The sequence below is a fragment of the Pseudomonas sp. GXM4 genome, from assembly GCF_008923895.1.
Classification (GTDB): Bacteria; Pseudomonadota; Gammaproteobacteria; order Pseudomonadales; family Pseudomonadaceae; genus Aquipseudomonas; species Aquipseudomonas atacamensis.
Window position 1 is genome coordinate 1 of record NZ_WBRZ01000062.1, and the last position, 22,690, is coordinate 22,690.

Consider the following 22,690-nt stretch of genomic DNA (forward strand, 5'->3'; position numbering starts at 1 on the left):
CGCGAAGAGGCCGGCACAGCGCTACAGATTTCTGCCCCTGATCCGCTTGCTCAAGAATTCGAAATACTCCTCACGCATCTCCGCCGTTTCATTGGCCAGGTGATGCCGTGCCTCGGCCAACAGCAGAATCTGCGGCCGGTCGAACTTCCATTTCAACACCTGCAGATTGTGCTGCCAGTCGACAGTCATGTCCGCCTGCCCCTGAATGATCAGCGGCCGTCGCGGACTTTTTTTCGCGTGCTCGACGCGGATGATCCAGCGCGACAGCGCGCCCACCCATTTCGTCGGCAGGCGTCTTGGCTGTAACGGATCGGCCTGCAGAAACGGCAGAAAATCCGGATCATTGGAATTCTCGCTAAAGCGTCGCACCACGCCGCGCACAAACGGCCGCAGCAGGTAATAACTCAGCTGCGACCAGCCCCACGCCCTCGGCCTTACCAATGGCGCCAGCAGAATCACTTGCCCCTGCGCCGGGCTCTTCTCGCCATGGTTGAGCAGGTGATCGACGACAATCGCGCCACCGGTGCTTTGCCCGCACAAATGCCAAGGCTGCGGCAGCGCGATCGAGTTCGCTTCAGCAAACAGCGCCTGCAACACGTCCTGGTATTCAGAGAAATCACGAATGCTTGCCCGTGGCCCGCTCGACAGACCATGCCCCGGCAAGTCGCAGGCGATCACGGCGAAATCCTGATCCAGCGCCCACTCGATCACATGCCGGTACAGGCCGATGTGATCGTAGTAACCATGCAGCAGAAACAGCGTCGCCTTGACCTTCTCCGGCCACCAGCAATGGCTGACCAGCTCGTAGCCATCGACTTCGAAACGACCCATGCCGCGCCAGACGTCGCGCTCGGCAAAGTCGGTCTTGTAGAAGCGCTGATAAGCCTTCGCCTCATCCGATAACGGCTGCCACTCGGCCAATGGCTTGAGGCTCGCGCGTAAATGATCGGGGTCGAAAGTATCAGGCATGCGGGTATTCCAGAGCGGTAAACGGACTTTATCGGCCTGCGATATTCATCTGTCGGAGCAAGCATGGCAAGCTAGCCAACCTTTTCAGATTCCGAAATCATGCGTTCGCCCTACCGCACCGCACTGTTCGCCAGCCTGCTCGCGCTGATCTGCGCCGGGGTGCTGTGGGCGGCGTATGACTGGTTTCAGGGCCGCTATCTGCGCGCGTTCAGCGAACATACGGCGGTATTTTCCGGTGACCCGCTGCGCCTGCCGGACAACCTCGCCGGGCCGGGCAATATCCGCCTGGTGCACTTCTGGGACCCGGCCTGCCCGTGCAACGTCGGTAATCAACAGCACCTGAGCGAGATGGTCGAACAGTTCGGCCCTCGCGGCGTGGAGTTCTTCGCCGTGCAAAAGCCCGGCAGCCACGGCCAGTTGCCCGCCACCCTCGCCAGCCTGAAAACCATCATCGTCCTGCCCGGCGCCGAACAGATCCCCGCCAGCCCCGCCGTGGCGATCTGGGATCGTAGCGGCAAACTCGCCTATTTCGGCCCGTACAGCGAAGGCCTGACCTGCAACTCCAGCAACAGCTTTATCGAACCGATCCTGCATGCCCTGACGGAAGATCGCCCGGTCAATGCTACCCACACCTTGGCGGTGGGGTGTTATTGCCCGTGGCCGGCGGACGCGAAGTAAGGCATTCCGGACTTTTCAAGGACAGCGCTGCACCGCACAGATGCTCTGTGCTAAATGTTTGCAGCCCGACGGGCGGCCTTTTCGCCTGCACAAGGAGTCACCATGAAGCGTGCGTTGATCGTCGTTGCCTTGCTCATCGTTGTCCTGCTCGGCGCCGCCGGCGGGTATATCTACAGCAAGCAGCCGACGCGCCAGGGCCAGGTCGAGTTGCGCAACCTGCAAGGCTCAGTGACCGTGCGCTACGACGAGCGCGGTGTGCCGCATATCCGCGCCGAGAACGAAACCGACCTCTATCGCGCCCTCGGTTATGTGCACGCCCAGGATCGTCTGTTCCAGATGGAAGCCATGCGCCGCCTCGCCAGGGGCGAGCTGGCCGAAGTGCTCGGGCCGAAACTGCTCGACACCGACAAACTGTTCCGCAGCCTGCGCATCCGCGAGCGTGCGGCCAGTTACGTCGCCAGCCTCGACAAGCAGTCACCGGCGTGGAAGGGCCTGCAAGCCTATCTGGACGGCATCAACCAATATCAGGACAGCCACGCCGCGCCGATCGAGTTCGACGTGCTGGGCATCCCCAAGCGGCCGTTCACTGCCGAAGACAGCATCAGCGTCGCCGGTTACATGGCCTACAGCTTTGCCGCCGCGTTTCGCACCGAGCCGCTGCTGACCTACGTGCGCGATCAGCTCGGCGCCGATTACCTCAATGTGTTTGATCTCGACTGGCAGGCCAAAGGGGTTCTGGCCAACAATCACGCCAGGCGCGTGCCGAACCTCGCCGCCGGCGACTGGCAAGACCTCACCGCCCTCGCCCGCCTCAGCGAACAGGCACTGATCGACAACGGCCTGCCGCAGTTCGAGGGCAGCAACGCCTGGGTGATTGCCGGCAGCCGCAGCCAGAGTGGCAAGCCGTTGCTGGCCGGCGATCCGCATATCCGTTTCTCAGTGCCGTCGGTGTGGTACGAGGCGCAGTTGTCGGCGCCGGGTTTCGAGTTGTACGGCCATCATCAGGCGCTGGTGCCGTTCGCGTTTCTGGGACACAACCTCGATTTCGGCTGGAGCCTGACCATGTTCCAGAACGACGATCTCGACCTGATCGCCGAGAAGGTCAACCCGGACAATCCCAATCAGGTCTGGTATCGCGGCCAGTGGACCGAGATGCTCGTCAGCGAACAACAGATCAATGTAAAGGGTCAGGCGCCGGTGACTCTCACCTTGCGCCAGTCCCCGCACGGCCCCATCGTCAACGATGCCCTCGGCAGCGCCGCCGGCAAGACCCCAATCGCGATGTGGTGGGCCTTCCTCGAAACACCCAACCCGATCCTCGACGGTTTCTACCAGCTCAACCGCGCCGACACCTTGGCCAAGGCCCGCGCGGCAGCGGCCAAGGTGCAGGCGCCGGGCCTGAATCTGGTGTACGCCAACGCCAAAGGCGATATCGCCTGGTGGGCCTCGGCCCTGCTGCCCAAACGTCCGGCCGGGGTGAAACCGGGCTTCATCCTCGACGGCAGCACGCCTGAGGCGGACAAGGAAGGCTATTACCCGTTCAGCGCCAACCCGCAGGAAGAGAATCCGGCGCGCGGCTATATCGTCTCGGCCAACTTCCAGCCCGTGTCGCCGACCGGCATGGAGATCCCCGGTTACTACAACCTTGCCGATCGTGGTCAGCAGCTTGACCGTCAGCTCAGCGACAACCGGGTGAAGTGGAGCAACGAGGCCAACCAGCAACTGCAGCTGGGCACGGCGACCGGTTACGGCCCGCGTCTGTTGGCGCCGCTGTTGCCGGTGTTGCGTGAGGTGGTCAGTGATCCGGCGCAACTGAAACTGGTCGAGCAGCTGGCGCAGTGGCCCGGCGACTATCCGCTGAATTCGATCAGCGCGACGCTGTTCAACCAATTCCTCTACGACCTTGCCGACGCGGCGATGCGCGATGAGTTGGGCAATGACTTCTTCGAAACACTGCTGTCGACGAGGGTGATCGATTCGGCGCTGCCACGCCTGGCGGCCAAGGCGGATTCACCGTGGTGGGACAATCGCAGCACGCCGGCCAAAGAAACCCGCGCCAATGTCGTGCGCACGGCGTGGGCGGCAAGCATGGCGCATCTGAAACTGACCCTCGGCGATAACGTGGCCGGTTGGCAGTGGGGCGCGGCGCACACCCTCACTCACGGCCATCCGCTGGGGCAGCAGAAGCCGTTGGATCGCCTGTTCAACGTCGGCCCGTTCGCAGCGCCGGGCAGCCACGAAGTGCCGAACAACCTCTCGGCGAAGATCGGCCCGGCGCCATGGCCGGTGACCTATGGACCGTCGACGCGACGTCTGGTGGATTTTGCCGATCCGGTGCATGGCCTGACGATCAACCCGGTCGGCCAAAGTGGCGTGCCACTGGACAGTCACTATGACGACCAGGCCGAGGCGTATGTGGAGGGGATTTATGCGCAGGCGCATTTCAGCGAGGAAGAGGTGCTGGCGAATACGCGCAGTACGTTGAAGCTGTTGCCTGCGCGCAAGCCCTGAAGAGCCCCTCACCCTAGCCCTCTCCCAGAGGGAGAGGGGACCGATTGGGGGATATTGGGGAGAAACGCCGACGTGCAAGATTGGCACCGAATCCATAATCGATAAGGTCTTTCAGGTCGATGTAACACGCCAGACAACGCGGTCGGCCCCCTCTCCCTCTGGGAGAGGGCTGGGGTGAGGGCTTTCGAGCTCAAGCCCGGATCAAACATCCAGCGCAAAATTCAGCCGAAACTGCTGCGGCGTCACCCCAAGCCGCCGGTTGAACACACTGCGCATATGCTGCGCATCACGAAACCCGCACTGATAGGCCACGGTCTTCAGCGGCGCCGTGGTGCTTTCCAGCATGACCCGCGCCGCATCCACCCGCGCCCGTTCGACAAACTCCGCCGGGGTCACTTTCGCTTCTCGCGCAAATACCCGGGAGAAATTGCGCGCACTCATGTTCGCCGCATTGGCCAGATCGGCGATCGTCAGATCGCCAGTGAGATTGGCCAGCACATACAACTGCACCAGCGCTACCGCTGACGTCGGTTCGGCATGCGGCGTGAGGAACGGGCTGAACTGCGATTGCCCGCCCGAGCGCTGGGTGAACACCACCAGCCGTTTCGCCACACTCAGCGCGACCTCGGCACCGTGGTCGCGCGCCAGCAGGTACAGCGACAGATCGATGCCCGCGGTGACCCCGGCCGAGGTGTAGAGCGCGCCGTCCTCGACATACAGGCGATCCGCCTCGACCCGCGTGGTCGGGCACAACTGCGCCAACGCCTCGGCATCGTTCCAGTGCGTGGTGACAGTGCGCCCCTCGAGCAAACCGGCGCGGGCGAGCATGAACGCGCCATTGCAGATCGAGCCGAAACGCCGGGCGCGGCCACAGGCTTCACGCAGCCAGGCATCGAACGTGGGGCCAAAATCCATGAACGGCAACTGCGGGCCACCGGCGACCAGCAACAGGTCAGGGCTATCCTTTGCTTCGCTGAAGTGGCGATGGGCGTTCAGGCTCATTCCGTTGGAACAGGCCATCGGTCCATGCTCGACGCCGATCACTTGCAAGCGATAGTGATCCTGCGGCGCAAGAAAGCGGTTGGCTTCGGCGAACACGTCCATCGGGCCGCTAACGTCCAGTGACTGCACGCCGGGGAACACCACAATGGCGACGGATTTGTTCATGACTCAAACGTCCTCGATCCTTTGGCAAACACACAAACCCGTGGGAGCGAGCTTGCTCGCGAAGAGGCCAACACACGCAACATAGCTGTCGAATGACACACCGCCTTCGCGAGCAGGCTCGCTCCCACATGGGCCGTGCCGGGCTTGTTGATCGAGCCACCCTTGCCAGCCCCACACCCGACAAGTGAGCTTGGCACGATTTGCAGGTGCAATGGCAAGGATCGCAGCCATGACTCGATTGTTCGCTTGGCGCGCGGGGAACAGACTTTCTCCAGCAGCGCCACGACGGCGTTTTCGACGAGGAAACCGTTATGACCAGCACCATCGCCGGCATCAAGATCCCTGACAGCGCCCTCGCCCGGGCCACCACCGAATACATCCGCGACATCGAATCCGACCTGCTTTATCACCACTCGCGCCGGGTGTTTCTGTTCGGTGCCCTGAGCGGCGAGCGCCAGCAATTGGCCTATAACCCGGAGCTGCTGTATGTCGGGGCGATGTTCCACGACCTTGGTCTCGTCGCAGGTCATCGCAGCGATGACGAGCGCTTCGAAGTGGACGGCGCAAATGCCGCCGCAGCCTTTCTCAAACCGTACGGGCTGAGCGACGACGATATCGAGCAGGTGTGGCTGTCGATCGCATTGCACACCACGCCGGGCGTGCCCAGGCATCTGCGCCCGACCGTCGCGCTGGTGACCGCCGGGGTGGAGATGGACGTGCTGGGCATGGACTACGCGGCGTTCAGCAGCGTGCAGCGCGAAGCGGTGGTGCATGCGCATCCACGTGGGGAAGGTTTCAAGGAGTGCATCATCTGCGCGTTCGCCGACGGCTTGCGTCATCGCCCGCAGACCACGTTTGGCAATGTGAAGACTGATGTGCTGGTGGATCAGGAGCCGGGGTTCAAACCGATGAATTTCGTCGAGGTCATCCGCCAGTCTCCCTGGACTGCTTAAAACCAGATTTGGAATCTGGGCCCTGTGGCGAGGGGATTTATCCCCGTAGGGTTGCGAAGCGACCCCCAAAAAAAGGCCTGCTGCGCAGTCCATCGGGGATAAATCCCCTCACCACAAAAGCCCGCTCCCACATTTTGATTTGGGTTGGCCTCAGGAATGAAACCAACCCGCCGGCTCACACAGTCTGTGGCGCAGGCGCGCGGCGTGCGTCCGGTTGTTTCCATGAATCGGCAGCGCTTTCTTCGATGGCTTGCTGGATGGCTTTCTTGCGTGCTTCTTCGGCGCGGCGGCTGAAGAACCAGACGAGGAAGGTCACCAGCGACACCGCCAGCAGAATCAGGCTGGCCACGGCGTTGATTTCCGGTTTCACACCCAGGCGCACGGCCGAGAACACTTCCATCGGCAGGGTCGTCGAACCCGGGCCGGACACGAAGCTTGCCAGCACCAGGTCATCCAGCGACAGCGCGAACGACATCATCCCGCCCGCCGCCAGCGACGGCGCGATCATCGGGATGGTGATCAGGAAGAACACCTTCCACGGCCGCGCGCCCAGGTCCATCGCCGCCTCTTCGATCGACAGGTCCAGCTCACGCAAGCGCGCCGACACCACTACCGCCACATACGCCGCGCAGAACGTAGTGTGCGCAATCCAGATGGTGACGATGCCGCGTTCCTGCGGCCAGCCGATCATCTGCGCCATGGCCACGAACAGCAGCAACAGCGACAGACCGGTGATCACTTCCGGCATCACCAGTGGCGCAGTCACCAGGCCGCCGAACAGCGTGCGGCCCTTGAAGTGGGTGATGCGCGTCAGCACGAACGCTGCCAGGGTACCCAGCGCCACCGCAGCAACCGCGGTGTAGCAGGCGATTTCCAGCGAGCGCAGCACCGAGCCCATCAGTTGCGAGTTGTCGAGCAGGCCGACGTACCACTTGATCGACCAGCCGCCCCACACCGTCACCAGTTTCGAGGCGTTGAACGAGTAGATCACCAGGATCAGCATCGGCAGATAGATGAACAGCAGACCCAATACCAGCATCAGGCTGGAGAAACGGAAGCGCTTCATTCTTTACCCTCCATTTCCTTGGCCTGACTGCGGTTGAACAGAATGATCGGCACAATCAGGATCGCCAGCATCACTACCGCCAGCGCGGACGCCACCGGCCAGTCGCGGTTGTTGAAGAATTCTTGCCACAGCACCTTACCGATCATCAGGGTTTCCGGGCCGCCGAGCAGTTCCGGGATCACGAACTCGCCGACCACCGGAATGAACACCAGCATGCAGCCGGCAATGATCCCGTTCTTGGACAGCGGAATGGTGATTTTCCAGAAGCTGTTGAAGGTGCTCGAACCCAGATCCGAGGCGGCTTCCAGCAGACTCTGATCGTGTTTGACCAGGTTGGCGTAGAGCGGCAGGATCATGAACGGCAGGTACGAATAGACAATCCCGATGTACACCGCCAGGTTGGTATTGAGAATCTGCAGCGGCTCGTCGATCAGGCCCATGCTCATCAGGAAACCGTTGAGCAGGCCGTTGTTGCTGAGGATGCCCATCCACGCGTAGACGCGGATCAGGATCGCCGTCCAGGTCGGCATCATGATCAACAGCACCAGCACCGTTTGCAGCTCTTTGCGCGCGCTGGCGATGGCGTAGGCCATCGGATAGCCGATCAGCAGGCAGAGCAAGGTGCTGATAAAGGCCATTTTCAGCGAGCCGAGATAGGCAGCGATGTATAGCTCGTCGTCACCCAGCAACGCGTAGTTGCCCAGGTTCAGCAGCACTTGCAGCTTCTGCTCGGCGTAGGTGTAGATCTCGGTGTAAGGCGGGATCGCCACGTCGGCTTCGGCGAAGCTGATCTTCAGGACGATGAAGAACGGCAGCATGAAGAACAGGAACAGCCAGATGAACGGCACCCCGATGACCATCTGCCGGCCATTGGGGATGATTCGGTTAATACGGCGTTTGAATTTGCGCATGTTCATGAGCGAAGTACCACGCCGCTATCGTCTTCCCACCACACGTAGACCTGATCACCCCAGGTCGGACGCGCGCCGCGACGTTCGGCGTTGGCGACGAACGACTGCACCAGTTTGCCGCTCGGCAATTCGACGTAGAACACCGAGTGTCCGCCCAGATAAGCGATGTCGTGGACCTTGCCGCTCGACCAGTTGTACTCGCAGGTCGGCATGTCGGCGGTGACCAGGAGCTTCTCCGGACGAATCGCGTAGGTGACCGACTTGTCCTGCACCGAGGTGCTGATGCCGTGGCCGACGTAGATCTGCCGGTCGAGGTCCTTGCAGGTGATGGTCGCGTGGCCTTCGGCGTCGTCGATCACTTCGCCTTCGAAAATGTTGACGTTGCCGATGAATTCGCAGACCAGACGGCTGGTCGGGGTTTCGTAGATGTCGATCGGACTGCCGATTTGCGCGATCCAACCGAGGTGCATGATCGCGATGCGCTCGGCCATGGTCATGGCCTCTTCCTGGTCGTGGGTCACCATCACGCAGGTCACACCGACGCGCTCGATGATCTCCACCAGTTCCAGTTGCATCTGCGAACGCAGTTTCTTGTCCAGTGCGCCCATCGGTTCGTCGAGCAGCAACAGCTTCGGCCGCTTGGCCAGCGAACGGGCCAGGGCCACGCGCTGACGCTGACCGCCGGACAGTTGATGCGGCTTGCGCTTGGCGTACTGGCTCATCTGCACCAGCTTGAGCATCTCGGCCACGCGGGCGTCGATTTCAGCCTTGGGAATCTTGTCCTGCTGCAGGCCGAAGGCAATGTTCTGCGCCACGGTCATGTGCGGGAACAAGGCGTAGGACTGAAACATCATGTTGATCGGACGGTCGTACGGCGGCATGTCGGTGATGTCGACGCCGTCGAGGAAAATCCGCCCTTCCGTGGGCCGTTCGAAGCCAGCAAGCATCCGTAGCAAGGTGGATTTGCCCGATCCCGAACCGCCGAGCAGGGCAAAAATTTCGCCCTTCTTGATTTCCAGGGACACGTCGTCCACGGCAATCGTCTCGTCGAACTTCTTCGTGACCCGGTCGATTTTGACCAGCACCTGTTTTGGTGTCTGGTCGCCCTCGAGGGCTTTCTTGTAGGCGCCGGAGGCAACTGCCATTTACGAAACTCCCAACAGAAGCAGCAGTTCGCCCCGCAAGACGAACCCTGGATAGTTTGTGCGTTATTTGCCCGACTTGACCTTGGTCCAGCTGCGGGTCATCAAACGCTGAATATTGGCTGGCAACTCGGTCGACACGTAGGTCTTGTCGAGGACTGCTTGCGGTGGGTAAACCGCTTCGTCGGTGCGAATGGATTGTTCCATCAGCTTGTCCGAACCCGGGTTGGGGTTGGCGTAACCGACGTAATCACTGACCTGGGCGATCACCTCAGGTTTCAGCAAATAGTTGATGAAGGCGTGGGCTTCCTTGACGTTGGACGAATCCTTGGGGATCGCCAGCATGTCGAACCACAGCGCGCCGCCCTCTTTCGGAATCGAATAGGCGATGTTGACGCCCTTCTTGGCTTCCTCGGCACGGTTCTTCGCCTGGAAGATGTCGCCGGAGAAACCGATGGCCACGCAGATGTCGCCGTTGGCCAGATCGCCGATGTACTTCGAGGAATGGAAATAGGTCACGTAGGGACGCACCGCGAGCAGCTTGGCGGTGGCCTTTTCGTAGTCCTTGGTGTTGGTGCTGTTGGCGTTCAGGCCCAGGTAATTGAGCATGGTCGGCATCATTTCATCAGCCGAATCGAGGAACGCGACACCGCAGCTGTGCAGCTTCTTGATGTTTTCCGGCTCGAACAGCACGGCCCAGGAGTCGATCTTGTCGATACCGAGCACGGCTTTGACTTTGTCGACGTTGTATCCGATGCCGTTGGTGCCCCACAGATACGGCACGGCGTAGAGGTTGCCGGGATCGTTCTGTTCCAGGCGCTTGAGCAGCACCGGGTCGAGGTTGGAATAATTCGGCAGCTGCGCCTTGTCGAGCTTCTGGAACGCGCCCGCCTTGATCTGCTTGCCAAGGAAGTGGTTCGACGGCACGACCACGTCGTAACCGGTACGCCCGGCGAGCAGCTTGCCTTCCAGGGTTTCGTTGGAGTCGAAAACGTCGTAGACCGGTTTGATCCCGGTCTCTTTCTCGAAGTCGGCCAGGGTCGACTCGCCGATGTAATCGGACCAGTTATAAATATGCACCGTACCGGCGGCCTGGGCTCCGACAGCGATTGTCAGGCCGGCAGCGGCCAGCAGGGCTTTGCGCAAAGAAGAAAATACAGGCAAGTGGAGGTCCTCTAAATTGATTGGGCCCAAGTTGCCCCGCGCTGCATGACAGCCATGGCTGCCCGACAACAAAACCGGCGCGCAACTTACCCTCGAAAAACCGATCCAGCAAAACTTTCTGTCATTTAATTATCCGCTGGCCGCCGCCGCGACGACGACGGCCAGTGGTTGTGGCGACAAACCGGCTTATTTGCCCGATTTGATCTTGGTCCAGCTACGGGTGATCAGACGCAGTGTGGCGGCGTCCAGATCGCTGATCGCATAGAGCTGTTTCTTCACTTCAGCCGAAGGATAGATGCTCGGGTCGCTGGTGATGTCCTTGTCCACCATAGGCGTCGCCGCCTTGTTGCCGTTCGGGAAACGCACGGCGTTGGTGATGCCGGCCATCACTTGCGGCTCCATCAGGTAGTTCATGAACTTGTAGGCGGCTTCGACGTTTTCGGCATCCTTGGGAATGGCGACCATGTCATAGAAAGTACCGGCGCCTTCTTTCGGAATGGTGTAGGCCAGTTTGACCTTGTCACCGGCTTCCTGAGCGCGGGTCTTGGATTGCTCCAGGTCACCCGAGTAACCGACGGCGACGCAGATGTTGCCGTTGGCCAGGTCGGAGATGTACTTGGAAGAGTGGAAGTAGGCGACCGACGGACGGATCTTCAGGAACAGGTCTTCGGCGGCTTTCAGATCAGCCTTGTCCTTGCTGTTGGTCGGCTTGCCCAGATAGTGCAATGCCGCCGGAATCATTTCGGTCGGCGCATCGAGGAAGCTCACGCCGCAGCTTTTGAGCTTCTCGATGTTTTCCGGCTTGAACACCACGTCCCACGAATCGATCTTGTCGATGCCCAGCGCGGCCTTGACCTTGGCCGGGTTGTAGCCGATGCCGATCGAGCCCCACATGTACGGGAAGGCGTGTTTGTTGCCCTGGTCGCTGGCATCGCCAACGGCCTTGAGCAGATCTTCGTCGAGGTTTTTCCAGTTCGGCAGCTTGGACTTGTCCAGCTCCTGGTAAACCCCGGCCTTGATCTGCTTGGCGAGGAAATTGTTGGAAGGCACCACGATGTCGTAACCGGACTTGCCGGCCAGCAGCTTGGCTTCCAGGGTTTCGTTACTGTCGAAGACGTCGTAGACGACTTTGATCCCGGTGGCTTTTTCGAAGTTGGCCACGGTGTCCGGCGCGATGTAGTCGGACCAGTTGTAGACGTGCAGTACCTTGTCGTCCGCGTGCACCGCACCCGCCATCATGCCCGCCATGGACAGCGCGAGCAGAGTCTTGCCAGCTAGCTTTTTACCTAATGCCTTCATGCGTCATGCTCCAAATTTTTCTTTTTTGAACCACTTTGTTCAGCGGCCGAACCCGGACAACTGGAACCGCGGCTAGTCTGGCAAGATCCGAGGCGGTCTTTCAACAAAAGACCAGCCTTTCTGACAGCTTTGAGCGAGTGCGCCGCAGCTGCCCCGCCCAAAGCCTAGCACCTAGGCCTGCAGCGCACCGAGGGTCAGGTCCAGACACTTGCGTGCCTTTGTAACCAGCTCATCGATCTCGGCTTTGCTTATCACCAGCGGCGGCGCGATGATCATGGTGTCGCCCACCGCGCGCATGATCAGGCCGTTGTCGAAGCAGAACTGCCGGCAGATCATGCCCACGCCCTTGCCTTCGTAACGCTTGCGCGTGGCCTTGTCCTGCACCAGCTCGATCGCCCCCAGCAGACCGACGCCGCGAACTTCACCCACCAACGGGTGATCGTTCAGCTCGCGCAGACGTTTCTGCAAATACGGTGCCGTTTCGTTGTGGGCGTTCTCGATAATTTTTTCGTCGCGCAGGATGCGGATGTTTTCCAGGCCCACCGCGGCTGCCACCGGGTGGCCGGAGTAAGTGAAGCCGTGGTTGAAATCGCCGCCTTCATTGAGCACGGCCACCACCGAATCACGCACGATCAATCCGCCCATGGGGATGTAGCCGGAGGTCAGGCCTTTGGCGATGGTCATCATGTGCGGCTTGAGGTCGTAGAAATCGCTACCGAACCACTCACCGGTACGGCCGAAGCCGCAGATCACTTCGTCGGCAACAAAGAGGATGTCGTACTTGGCGAGGATTTCCTTGATGCGCGGCCAGTAGGTATCAGGCGGAATGATCACGCCGCCGGCACCCTGGATCGGCTCGGCAATAAAGGCACCGACGTTGTCGACGCCGACTTCGAGAATCTTTTCTTCGAGCTGATTGGCCGCCCAGATGCCGAACTCTTCCGGCGACATGTCACCGCCTTCGGCGAACCAGTACGGCTGGGCGATGTGGACAATGCCCGGAATCGGCAGGTCGCCCTGCTCGTGCATATAAGTCATGCCGCCGAGGCTCGCGCCGGCCACGGTCGAACCGTGATAACCGTTCTTGCGGCTGATGATGACTTTCTTGTTCGGCTGGCCTTTGATCGCCCAGTAGTGACGGACCATGCGCAGCATGGTGTCGTTGCCTTCGGAGCCGGAACCGGTGAAGAACACGTGGTTCATGCCTTCTGGCGCCACGTCGGCAATCGACTTGGCCAGTTCCAGTGCCGGCGGGTGTGCGGTCTGGAAGAACAGGTTGTAGTACGGCAGTTCGCGCATCTGTTTGGCGGCGGCATCGGCCAGTTCATCGCGACCGTAACCGATCGCCACGCACCAGAGGCCGGCCATGCCGTCGAGGATCTTGTTGCCTTCGCTGTCCCACAGATAAACGCCCTTGGCGTTGGTGATGATCCGCGGGCCCTTCTCTTTCAGTTGCTTGAAGTCGCTGAACGGGGCCAGGTGGTGATCGCTGCTCAGCGCTTGCCACTCACGGGTTTGCGGGTTGTTGCTGGTCATGCCAATTCTCCTTGTTATCGGTGAAGGCGCGACGGCTGGCCGCCGCGCCCGGCGTATCAGACGGCGAAGAGCAGGTACTCACGCTCCCAGGAACTGATCACGCGCTTGAAGTTTTCATGCTCGGCCCGCTTGACCGCGACGTAGCCGGTGATGAAGGTCTTGCCGAGGTACTTCTCGATGGTCGCGCTGTTTTCCATACGCTCCAGCGCGTCTTCGATGGTCAGCGGCAGGCGCAGGTTGCGGCGCTCGTAACCACGGCCGACCACTGGCGCGCTCGGGTTCAGGCCCTCGACCATGCCGATGTAACCGCAGAGCAGGCTCGCGGCGATCGCCAGGTATGGGTTGGCGTCGGCGCCCGGCAGGCGGTTTTCGACGCGGCGGTTCTGCGGTCCGGCATCCGGTACGCGCAGGCCGACGGTGCGGTTCTCTTCGCCCCACTCGACGTTTACCGGTGCCGAAGTGTCCGGGAGGAAGCGGCGGAACGAGTTGACGTTCGGCGCGAACAGCGGCAACAGCTCGGGAATCAGTTTCTGCAGGCCACCGATGTGGTGCAGGAACAACTGGCTCATGGTCCCGTCTTCGTTGGAGAAGACGTTCTTGCCGGTCTGAATGTCGATGATGCTCTGGTGCAGGTGCATGGCGCTGCCCGGCTCGCCGGTCATCGGCTTGGCCATGAAGGTCGCCGCTACGTCGTGCTTGAGCGCGGCTTCGCGCATGGTGCGCTTGAACACCAGAATCTGATCGGCCAGCGACAGGGCATCACCGTGACGGAAGTTGATTTCCATCTGCGCCGTGCCGTCTTCGTGGATCAGCGTATCGAGGTCCAGCTCCTGCAATTCGCACCAGTCGTAGACGTCTTCGAACAGCGGGTCGAATTCGTTGGCCGCTTCAATGGAGAACGACTGCCGGCCGATTTCCGGACGGCCCGAGCGGCCGATCGGCGGCTGCAACGGATAGTCGGGGTCGTCGCTGCGCTTGGTCAGGTAGAACTCCATTTCCGGCGCCACGATTGGCTGCCAGCCCTTGTCGGCATACAGCTTCAAGACTTTCTTGAGGACGTTGCGCGGCGACAGCTCGATCGGGTTGCCTTGCTTGTCGTAGGTGTCGTGGATCACCTGCGCGGTCGGCTCGATCGCCCACGGCACCAGGTACACGGCGTTCTGGTCGGGGCGGCAGATCATGTCGATGTCGGCCGGGTCGAGCAGTTCGTAATAGATGTCGTCTTCGACGTAGTCGCCGGTCACGGTCTGCAGCAGCACGCTCTCCGGCAGACGCATGCCTTTCTCGGCGATGAACTTGTTGGTCGGCGAAATCTTGCCCCGGGTAATACCGGTCAAGTCGCCGATCATGCATTCGACTTCTGTGATCTTGCGGTCTTTCAACCAATCGGTGAGCTGGTCGAGGTTGTTACTCATAAATGCCTCTGGGCTGAGTCTCCTGACGCAATGTCAGGCAATTTTGACGCTTGCGGCGTCGCGTTAAAGGGGGCTTGCTCGCGCAGTGCCGGCTTACGCCTGGCACCGCGCATAGACAATGAAAGAGGAGCTTACCTGCCCTTGACGCTGGCGTTGCATTTCCCGTGCACTTTGCGAACGTGCAGAATCACAAGCATGACGCTGAGCGCGGCACGGGCTTTGGGAGGGAAAGAGTTCTATAGTGAAAGGAGACGCCATAAAGCGGATGCTGTGCCCGACGTCCAGAATATCGGACGCTGCCGTTTTGCCGGATGTTGACGAGAGTCTCGTCGACAGGCTGCGCGCCTTGCTGGCTGCGCTCCGGACGGATTGATCGCCACTGATGTGATGAGCATGCAGACCGGACTGTTGCGAGCAGTCGGTGATGCCGATTAACGGCAGGCGAGACATGAAGCACCCCGGTATTATTGCTGTTATGGGTTTGACCGGAGCTTAGCCTTGTTCATTTTTTTACACAACACCCCCGTAAAAAATACAACACGGCCTGCTCAAGCCCGCAGCTGAGCAACGTTCAAGGTTTGAAAAAACGCCCCAAAGTGCCCCATAAATGCCCTTCAAGCGCTTTTTCGGGGCAAAAAAGGCCTCGCTTGACTTCGGCAGGCCGTTCGGGTTGACTGAAACCAGAAAAGATCAATGATTGATATTTTTAACAACAAAGGTGTTGCATCATGTCGGTACCCCCGCGTGCCGTTCAGCTTAACGAAGCGAACGCGTTCCTTAAGGAACATCCTGAGGTTCTGTACGTTGACCTTCTGATTGCGGATATGAATGGTGTGGTGCGCGGCAAGCGCATCGAACGCACCAGCCTCCACAAGGTTTACGAGAAAGGCATCAACCTGCCGGCCTCTCTATTTGCTCTGGATATCAATGGCTCCACGGTGGAAAGCACCGGGCTGGGCCTGGACATCGGCGACGCCGATCGCATCTGCTATCCGATCCCCGATACCCTGTGCAACGAGCCATGGCAGAAGCGCCCGACCGCGCAGCTGTTGATGACCATGCACGAACTCGAAGGCGATCCGTTCTTCGCCGATCCCCGTGAAGTGCTGCGCCAGGTGGTGACCAAGTTCGACGAGCTCGGCCTGACCATCTGCGCCGCCTTCGAACTCGAGTTCTACCTGATCGACCAGGAAAACGTGAACGGCCGTCCACAGCCGCCACGCTCGCCGATCTCCGGCAAACGCCCGCACTCGACGCAGGTCTACCTGATCGACGACCTCGACGAATACGTCGACTGCCTCCAGGACATTCTGGAAGGCGCCAAAGAGCAAGGCATCCCGGCCGATGCGATCGTCAAGGAAAGTGCCCCGGCGCAGTTCGAAGTGAACCTGCACCACGTCGCCGACCCGATCAAGGCCTGCGACTACGCCGTCCTGCTCAAGCGTCTGATCAAGAACATCGCCTACGACCATGAAATGGACACCACCTTCATGGCCAAGCCTTATCCGGGCCAGGCGGGCAATGGTCTGCACGTACACATTTCGATTCTGGACAAAGCCGGCAAAAACATTTTTGCCAGCGAGGATCCCGAGCAGAACGCCGCGCTGCGTCACGCGATCGGCGGTGTGCTCGAGACCCTGCCGGCGCAGATGGCTTTCCTCTGCCCGAACGTCAACTCCTACCGTCGCTTCGGCGCGCAGTTCTACGTACCGAACTCGCCGTGCTGGGGCCTGGACAACCGCACCGTGGCGATTCGCGTACCAACCGGTTCTGCCGATGCCGTACGTATCGAGCACCGCGTGGCCGGCGCCGACGCCAACCCGTACCTGCTGATGGCTTCGGTACTGGCCGGCGTGCACCACGGTCTGGTCAACAAGATCGAACCGGGCGCGCCTGTCGAAGGCAACAGCTACGAACAGAACGAGCAGAGCCTGCCGAACAACTTGCGCGATGCCCTGCGCGAGCTGGACGACAGCGAGGTGATGGCCAAGTACATAGATCCGAAGTACATCGATATCTTCGTCGCCTGCAAGGAAAGCGAGCTGGAGGAGTTCGAACACTCCATCTCCGACCTTGAGTACAACTGGTATCTGCATACCGTTTAAACGGTTTGCAGCTTCAGGAAAAACGCCGTTGGCTGATTCAGCCTACGGCGTTTTTTTATGGCCGAACACAAAACCTGTGGCGAGGGGATTTATCCCCGTTGGGTTGCGAAGCAGCCCCAAATCCATCCCACTCGGTGTGTCAGGAATACCCGGCTCTCAGGGTTTACGACTGCTGCGCAGCCGAACGGGGCGGTGCGACGTTTCGCTAAATCCCCTCGCCACAGGGTACTGGCAGACAACACCTGAACCGCCTCGTACAATGCCCGCTGCCCCGCAGGAGACTTCCATGACGCGTCCCGCCACCGTTCGCAAACCCCGTGCCCGCAGTCAGGCGCGGATCGATTCGATCCTCGATGCCGCGCGCACGCTGCTGGCGGCCGAGGGCGTGGCCAGTCTGTCGATCTACAGCGTCGCCGAGCGCGCGCAGATTCCGCCCTCCTCCGTGTATCACTTCTTCGCCAGCGTCCCGGCGCTGCTTGAAGCCCTGACCGCCGATGTCCACGCAGCCTTCCGCGCTTGCCTGCAAGCGCCGATCGATCACGACGCGTTGCGTGACTGGCGTGACCTGTCGCGACTGGTCGAACAGCGCATGCTCGAGATCTACGACCAGGATGCGGCCGCACGGCAATTGATCCTGGCGCAACACGGCCTGACCGAAGTGACCCAGGCCGACCGCCAGCACGATCTGGAACTGGGCGACCTGATGCACAAGCTGTTCGACCAGCATTTCGAGTTGCCAAGGCTGCCGGACGATGTCGATGTGTTTGCCCTGGCGATGGAACTGGGCGACCGGGTCTATGCCCGTTCGGTGCAGCAGCACGGGCAGATCACCCCGCGCATGGCCGAGGAAGGGATGCGGGTGTTTGATGCCTATATCGGGTTGTATCTGCCGCCGTATCTGCCCAAGCGCTGAGACATGATCGTTCCCACGCTCTGCATGGGAACGATCGGCAGGCACAAAAAACCCCGCAGGGCTCACACCCTCCGGGGTTGTTTTTTGTTCACCGGCTTACAACTTGGCGATCGATACCTCGGTGGATTTCACAAAGGCTATTACCTCACTGCCGACCACCAGCTCCAGCTCTTTCACAGAGCGGGTGGTGATCACCGAAGTGACGATGCCCGAAGCGGTCTGCACGTCGATTTCCGACAGCACGTCGCCGAGGACGATTTCCTTGATCGAGCCTTTGAACTGGTTGCGCACGTTGATGGCTTTGATAGTCATGGCATTGATTCCTGTCGTTGATAAAGGTGTTATTGCGCCCAGCGCAATTGCGTAGGCAGGGGTGAAACGGGTTCCGGCGCCGGCGGTTCGCCGGGCAGGGACAGAACACGGTTGAGCACTTCGGTTTCCAGCGCGGCGAGGCGATGCGAGCCGCGCACCCTGGGGCGCGGTAGTTCGACATGGAGGTCGAGGCCGACTTCGCCGTCCTCGATCAAAATCACCCGATCAGCGATCGCCACCGCTTCACTGACGTCATGGGTTACCAGCAGCACGGTAAAACCGTGTTGCTGCCAGAGCCGTTCGATCAGTTGCTGCATCTCGATGCGGGTCAGCGCATCCAGCGCGCCGAGCGGTTCGTCGAGCAGCAGCAGACGCGGCTGGTGAATCAGCGCCCGGGCCAGCGCCACGCGCTGCTTCTGGCCACCGGACAACGCCGCCGGCCAGTCATCCGCGCGATCGGCCAGACCCACTGCGTCCAGTGCATCCAGCGCTTGCTGGCGCCAGTTGCCCTTGAGGCCGAGACCGACGTTGTCGATGATCCTTTTCCACGGCAGCAGCCGCGCTTCCTGGAACATCAGCCGCGTATCGTCGCGCGCCTGGCTGAGCGGCGCGGAGCCGGCCAGCAGCTCGCCGCCAGTCGGTTGATCGAGGCCGGCGAGCAAGCGCAAGAACGTGCTCTTGCCACAACCGCTGCGCCCGACCACGGCGACAAACTGCCCCGCCGGAATGTGCAGATCGATGTCGCGCAGCACCTGGCGCGCGCCGAAGGTTTTCTGCAGGTTGCGCACCGCCAGTGGAATCCCGCGCAACAGGCGTGGAGGTTGTTGAGCGGTCATGCCGCACCTCCCTTGGCAACCTGATAGGCCGGATGCCAGCGCAGCCACACACGTTCCAGTCCACGGGCGGCGAGGTCGGCGAGTTTGCCGAGCACCGCGTAAAGCAGGATCGCCAGCACCACCACGTCGGTCTGCAAGAACTCGCGGGCGTTCATCGCCAGATAGCCGATGCCGGAGCTGGCCGAGATGGTTTCAGCGACGATCAGCGTCAGCCACATGAAGCCCAAAGCGAAGCGCACGCCAACCAGAATCGACGGCAACGCGCCCGGCAGAATCACCTGCCAGAACAGGCTGAAACCGCTCAGGCCATAACTGCGCGCCATCTCCACCAGCGCCGGGTCGACGTTGCGGATGCCGTGATACGTGTTCAGGTAAATCGGAAACAAGGTGCCCAGCGCCACCAGAAAAATCTTCGCTGACTCGTCGATCCCGAACCACAGGATCACCAGCGGAATCAGCGCCAGATGCGGCACGTTGCGGATCATCTGCACCGAGCTGTCGAGCAGGCGCTCGCCCCACTTCGACAGGCCGGTGATGAAACCCAGCACCAGACCAATGCTGCCGCCGATGGTAAAACCGAGTGCCGCGCGCCAGCCGCTGATCGCCAGGTGCGTCCAGATCTCGCCGCTGCGCACCAGACTGACACCGGCTTCGATCACCGCCACCGGTGCCGGCAGAATCCGTGTCGACAACCAGCCCGTCGACACCGACAACTGCCACACCGCCAGCAGCAACACTGGCAACGCCCAAGGCGCGAGGCTATGGATAAGTTTCTTCATGGCTGCGCCTCAGCTCTGCGACGCGGCTTTGGGCAGGATGTCATTGGCGACCATCTCGCCAAACGGGCTGACATAACCGGCGCTCTTCGGCAGTTCCGGGCGTTCAACGTCGAGGTGTGGGAACAGCAGCTCCGCCACGCGATACGATTCTTCGAGGTGTGGATAACCGGAGAAGATGAAGGTGTCGATGCCCAGATCGGCATATTCCTTGACCCGCGCTGCCACGGTCGGGCCATCGCCGACCAGCGCAGTACCGGCACCGCCACGTACCAGACCGACGCCGGCCCAGAGGTTCGGGCTGACTTCCAGATTGTCGCGGCTACCGCCGTGCAGCGCGGCCATGCGTTGCTGGCCGACCGAGTCGAAGCGCGCCAGCGAAGCCTGGGCACGTTGGATGGTGTCGTCATCCAGATGCGAGATCAGCCGATCCGCTGCCTGCCATGCTTCGGCATTGGTTTCACGAACGATCACATGCAGACGAATGCCAAAGCGTACGGTGCGGCCGAGCTTGGCAGCTTTGGCCCGGACTTGTGCGATCTTCTCGGCCACCGCTGCGGGCGGCTCGCCCCAGGTCAGGACCATCTCGACTTGCTCGGCGGCCAGATCCTGCGCCGCTTCGGAGGAGCCACCAAAATACAGCGGCGGACGCGGTTGCTGGATCGGCGGATACAGCAGCTTCGCGCCCTTCACGCTGATGTGCTCGCCGTCGTAATCGACGGTTTCGCCTTCCAGCACACGGCGCCAGATGCGGGTGAATTCCACCGAGGCTTGATAGCGTTCCTCATGGTTGAGGAACAGGCCGTCGCCGGCCAGTTCTTCCGGGTCGCCACCAGTCACCAGATTGAACAGCGCACGCCCGCCGGACAAACGATCCAGCGTCGCTGCCTGGCGCGCCGCGACCGTCGGGGAAATGATCCCGGGGCGCAGGGCGACGAGGAATTTCAGACGCTGGGTCACTGGAATCAGTGAGGCCGCCACCAGCCACGAGTCTTCGCAGGAACGCCCGGTCGGAATCAGCACCCCGCCAAAACCCAGACGATCCGCCGCTTGCGCGACCTGTTGCAGGTAACCGTGATCAACCGCGCGGGCGCCTTCGGCGGTGCCAAGGTAATGGCCGTCGCCGTGGGTCGGCAGGAACCAGAAGATGTTGAGGCTCATGGAGTGGTCTCCTTGTGGATTCGAATTACTGGGCGGGGGAGCTTTGGGCCACAGCGGCCGGCGGGGTCCAGATCACATCCTTGATGCTCAACGGCTTGGGAATCAGCTTGAGCTGGAAGAACGTGTCGGCGATTTTCTGTTGCGCCGCGACCACTTCCGGGGTCAGGAACAACGCGCCGTAGCCCTGGCGTTTCACCGAGGTCAGGGTGATGTCCGCCGGCAGGCCAAGCAGTGGCGCGACCTGTTGCGTCACGTCTTCGGGATTGGCTTGCGACCATTCACCCACCGCGCGCACTTCTTCGACGAGGGTCTTGATCACCTCGGGATTTTTCTGCGCGTAAGGTTTGGTCGCGAGGTAGAACTGATGGTTGTCGACGATGCCTTTGCCGTCACGCAGGGTGTGCGCTTGCAGCTGTTTCTCGGCAGCGGCCTGATACGGATCCCAGATGACCCAGGCGTCGACACTGCCACGTTCGAACGCAGCGCGGGCATCGGCCGGCGGCAGGAACACGGTCTGAATATCGCTGTACTTGAGGCCGGCGTCTTCCAGTGCACGCACCAGCAGGTAGTGCACGTTGGAGCCTTTGTTCAGGGCGACTTTCTTGCCTTTGAGATCGGCCACCGATTTGATCGGCGAGTCTTTCGGCACGAGGATCGCTTCACTGTTCGGCGCTGGTGGTTCATAGGCGACGTAGAGCAGATCCGCGCCAGCGGCCTGGGCGAAAACCGGTGGGGTTTCGCCGGTCACACCAAAGTCGATTGAGCCGACGTTGAGGCCTTCGAGCAGCTGCGGGCCGCCGGGAAACTCGGTCCATTGCACGTCGACGCCTTGCGCGGCGAGGCGTTTTTCCAGCGTGCCTTTGGCTTTGAGCAGCACCAGCGTGCCGTACTTCTGATAACCGATCCGCAATGTCTCGGCTTGAGCTTGGGTGATGGCGCCGAAGGTGACAGCCGCAGCAAACAGAGCGACCAGACCACGACGCAAAAATACAGTGCGCATAGCGCTCTCCTTTTTGCTGTTGGGTTGTGGCTGCACCTGCTTGCCCGTTGGCGGGCGAGTAAGGCCAGTACTTCAAAATTCGATAAGGCTTAAATGCTCCAGCGAGCACTCAACAAACGTTCGTTCAGCAGGCCTGGCTCCAGCGGTTTCGGCCGGCGCGCCATGGCGCCGATGAACTGGTCCAGGGCCTCGTGTAACCGTTGCTCCAGGGCCGGCGCCAGTTGCGCGGCGGCACTGCCTTCGCCATAAGCAATCTGGCTGTCCTCGGCGAAAATCCCCTGAAGCATTTCCTGGGCCTTGAGTGCCGACAGCACAGGCTTGAGCGCGTAATCGACCACCAGCATGTGGGCGATGCTGCCGCCCGTGGCCATCGGCAAGACAATCTTGTGGTTCAAGGCGCGCTCGGGGAGCAGATCCAGCAGGGTCTTCAGCGCACCGGAAAACGAGGCCTTGTACACCGGTGTGGCGATCAGCAGGCCATCGGCGTTTGCGATCTGTTGCAGCAGGTCGAGGACCTTCGGGCTGTCGAAGCGCGCGTGGAGCAGATCCTCGGCCGGGAAGTCCCGCACCTGATAACTCACCACCTCCACCCCTTGCTGTTGCAACCAGCGTTGCGAACGCTCCAGCAGCACCCCGGAACGGGAGCGCAGGCTGGGGCTGCCACCGAGTGAGACGACCAGCATTGCAGATTCCTTTAAGCGTTACAGGCGATTCGCAGGCTGCGATCTCGCTTCAATGGAAGTGACCTTACCAGCTGATTTATATATCCATAAATC

Annotated in this window: 20 protein-coding genes; 5 read left to right on the plus strand and 15 right to left on the minus strand. The window is 61.0% G+C overall.

The genetic code is table 11. The features are described 5' to 3' along the window. Positions 1 to 21: 21 nt before the first annotated feature. Positions 22 to 969, minus strand: coding sequence for an alpha/beta hydrolase (locus F8N49_RS10795; RefSeq protein ID WP_071172178.1), 948 nt, complete (start codon positions 967 to 969; stop codon positions 22 to 24). 99 nt (positions 970 to 1,068) lie between these two features. Between F8N49_RS10795 and F8N49_RS10800 the strand changes: the two genes are divergently transcribed. Next, positions 1,069 to 1,647: a DUF6436 domain-containing protein gene (locus F8N49_RS10800; RefSeq protein WP_024014714.1), complete on the plus strand. Its 579-nt coding sequence runs from the start codon at positions 1,069 to 1,071 to the stop codon at positions 1,645 to 1,647. 102 nt (positions 1,648 to 1,749) lie between these two features. Beyond that, entirely contained in the window at positions 1,750 to 4,158 is a 2,409-nt protein-coding gene (locus F8N49_RS10805) for a penicillin acylase family protein (RefSeq protein WP_151551401.1), read from the plus strand. Between the two features lie 201 nt (positions 4,159 to 4,359). Here the strand turns inward: F8N49_RS10805 and F8N49_RS10810 are convergent, their stop codons facing one another. Continuing rightward, on the minus strand, positions 4,360 to 5,325 hold the full coding sequence (locus tag F8N49_RS10810) for a GlxA family transcriptional regulator (protein ID WP_071172176.1): 966 nt from the start codon (positions 5,323 to 5,325) through the stop codon (positions 4,360 to 4,362). A gap of 311 nt (positions 5,326 to 5,636) precedes the next feature. Between F8N49_RS10810 and F8N49_RS10815 the strand changes: the two genes are divergently transcribed. Further along, positions 5,637 to 6,278 (plus strand): HD domain-containing protein, encoded by a 642-nt coding sequence (locus F8N49_RS10815; protein ID WP_071172175.1) that lies wholly within the window; start codon positions 5,637 to 5,639, stop codon positions 6,276 to 6,278. A 175-nt stretch (positions 6,279 to 6,453) separates the two neighbouring features. Here F8N49_RS10815 and F8N49_RS10820 read toward each other — a convergent pair whose 3' ends face one another. From F8N49_RS10820 to F8N49_RS10850, 7 genes are all read right to left on the minus strand, one after another. Beyond that, the gene (locus tag F8N49_RS10820; protein WP_024014718.1) at positions 6,454 to 7,344 is read right to left on the minus strand and encodes an ABC transporter permease subunit; all 891 of its coding nucleotides are present in this window, start codon (positions 7,342 to 7,344) and stop codon (positions 6,454 to 6,456) included. Further along, the gene (locus F8N49_RS10825) at positions 7,341 to 8,222 is read right to left on the minus strand and encodes an ABC transporter permease subunit (protein ID WP_177318487.1); all 882 of its coding nucleotides are present in this window, start codon (positions 8,220 to 8,222) and stop codon (positions 7,341 to 7,343) included. Before F8N49_RS10825 ends, F8N49_RS10820 begins: the two co-directional genes overlap by 4 nt. A gap of 35 nt (positions 8,223 to 8,257) precedes the next feature. Beyond that, positions 8,258 to 9,400 carry an ABC transporter ATP-binding protein gene (locus F8N49_RS10830; protein ID WP_016772662.1) on the minus strand — a complete coding sequence of 381 codons (1,143 nt, stop codon included), beginning with the start codon at positions 9,398 to 9,400 and terminating at the stop codon, positions 8,258 to 8,260. 63 nt (positions 9,401 to 9,463) lie between these two features. After that, a complete protein-coding gene (locus F8N49_RS10835) occupies positions 9,464 to 10,561 on the minus strand; it encodes a polyamine ABC transporter substrate-binding protein (protein ID WP_038860901.1) in 1,098 nt (365 codons plus the stop codon). A gap of 186 nt (positions 10,562 to 10,747) precedes the next feature. Continuing rightward, entirely contained in the window at positions 10,748 to 11,860 is a 1,113-nt protein-coding gene (locus tag F8N49_RS10840) for a polyamine ABC transporter substrate-binding protein (protein ID WP_016772660.1), read from the minus strand. Positions 11,861 to 12,031: 171 nt separating this feature from the next. After that, on the minus strand, positions 12,032 to 13,396 hold the full coding sequence (locus F8N49_RS10845; protein WP_071172173.1) for an aspartate aminotransferase family protein: 1,365 nt from the start codon (positions 13,394 to 13,396) through the stop codon (positions 12,032 to 12,034). A 56-nt stretch (positions 13,397 to 13,452) separates the two neighbouring features. Then, complete coding sequence (locus F8N49_RS10850) at positions 13,453 to 14,811, minus strand: glutamine synthetase family protein (RefSeq protein ID WP_016772658.1); 1,359 nt, start codon at positions 14,809 to 14,811, stop codon at positions 13,453 to 13,455. A gap of 728 nt (positions 14,812 to 15,539) precedes the next feature. Between F8N49_RS10850 and F8N49_RS10855 the strand changes: the two genes are divergently transcribed. Beyond that, positions 15,540 to 16,916, plus strand: a complete 1,377-nt coding sequence (locus F8N49_RS10855) for a glutamine synthetase family protein (RefSeq protein WP_016772657.1) — start codon at positions 15,540 to 15,542, stop codon at positions 16,914 to 16,916. Positions 16,917 to 17,202: 286 nt separating this feature from the next. Further along, positions 17,203 to 17,829 (plus strand): TetR/AcrR family transcriptional regulator, encoded by a 627-nt coding sequence (locus F8N49_RS10860; RefSeq protein WP_042607059.1) that lies wholly within the window; start codon positions 17,203 to 17,205, stop codon positions 17,827 to 17,829. Positions 17,830 to 17,925: 96 nt separating this feature from the next. On the opposite strand, the gene F8N49_RS10865 is transcribed toward F8N49_RS10860, so the two are convergent. The 6 genes from F8N49_RS10865 to ssuE form a co-directional block, all read right to left on the minus strand. Further along, the gene (locus F8N49_RS10865; protein ID WP_003229256.1) at positions 17,926 to 18,141 is read right to left on the minus strand and encodes a molybdopterin-binding protein; all 216 of its coding nucleotides are present in this window, start codon (positions 18,139 to 18,141) and stop codon (positions 17,926 to 17,928) included. A gap of 29 nt (positions 18,142 to 18,170) precedes the next feature. After that, positions 18,171 to 18,977 (minus strand): aliphatic sulfonates ABC transporter ATP-binding protein, encoded by an 807-nt coding sequence (gene ssuB, locus F8N49_RS10870; RefSeq protein ID WP_151551403.1) that lies wholly within the window; start codon positions 18,975 to 18,977, stop codon positions 18,171 to 18,173. Then, positions 18,974 to 19,756: an aliphatic sulfonate ABC transporter permease SsuC gene (gene ssuC / locus F8N49_RS10875; protein ID WP_071172170.1), complete on the minus strand. Its 783-nt coding sequence runs from the start codon at positions 19,754 to 19,756 to the stop codon at positions 18,974 to 18,976. The genes ssuB and ssuC overlap by 4 nt, the downstream gene beginning before the upstream one ends. Positions 19,757 to 19,765: 9 nt before the next feature. Then, positions 19,766 to 20,914 carry an FMNH2-dependent alkanesulfonate monooxygenase gene (gene ssuD / locus F8N49_RS10880; protein ID WP_016772653.1) on the minus strand — a complete coding sequence of 383 codons (1,149 nt, stop codon included), beginning with the start codon at positions 20,912 to 20,914 and terminating at the stop codon, positions 19,766 to 19,768. A 25-nt stretch (positions 20,915 to 20,939) separates the two neighbouring features. After that, entirely contained in the window at positions 20,940 to 21,914 is a 975-nt protein-coding gene (locus F8N49_RS10885; RefSeq protein ID WP_071172169.1) for a sulfonate ABC transporter substrate-binding protein, read from the minus strand. Positions 21,915 to 22,003: 89 nt separating this feature from the next. After that, a complete protein-coding gene (ssuE, locus tag F8N49_RS10890; protein ID WP_041476877.1) occupies positions 22,004 to 22,597 on the minus strand; it encodes an NADPH-dependent FMN reductase in 594 nt (197 codons plus the stop codon). Between the last annotated feature and the right edge of the window lie 93 nt (positions 22,598 to 22,690).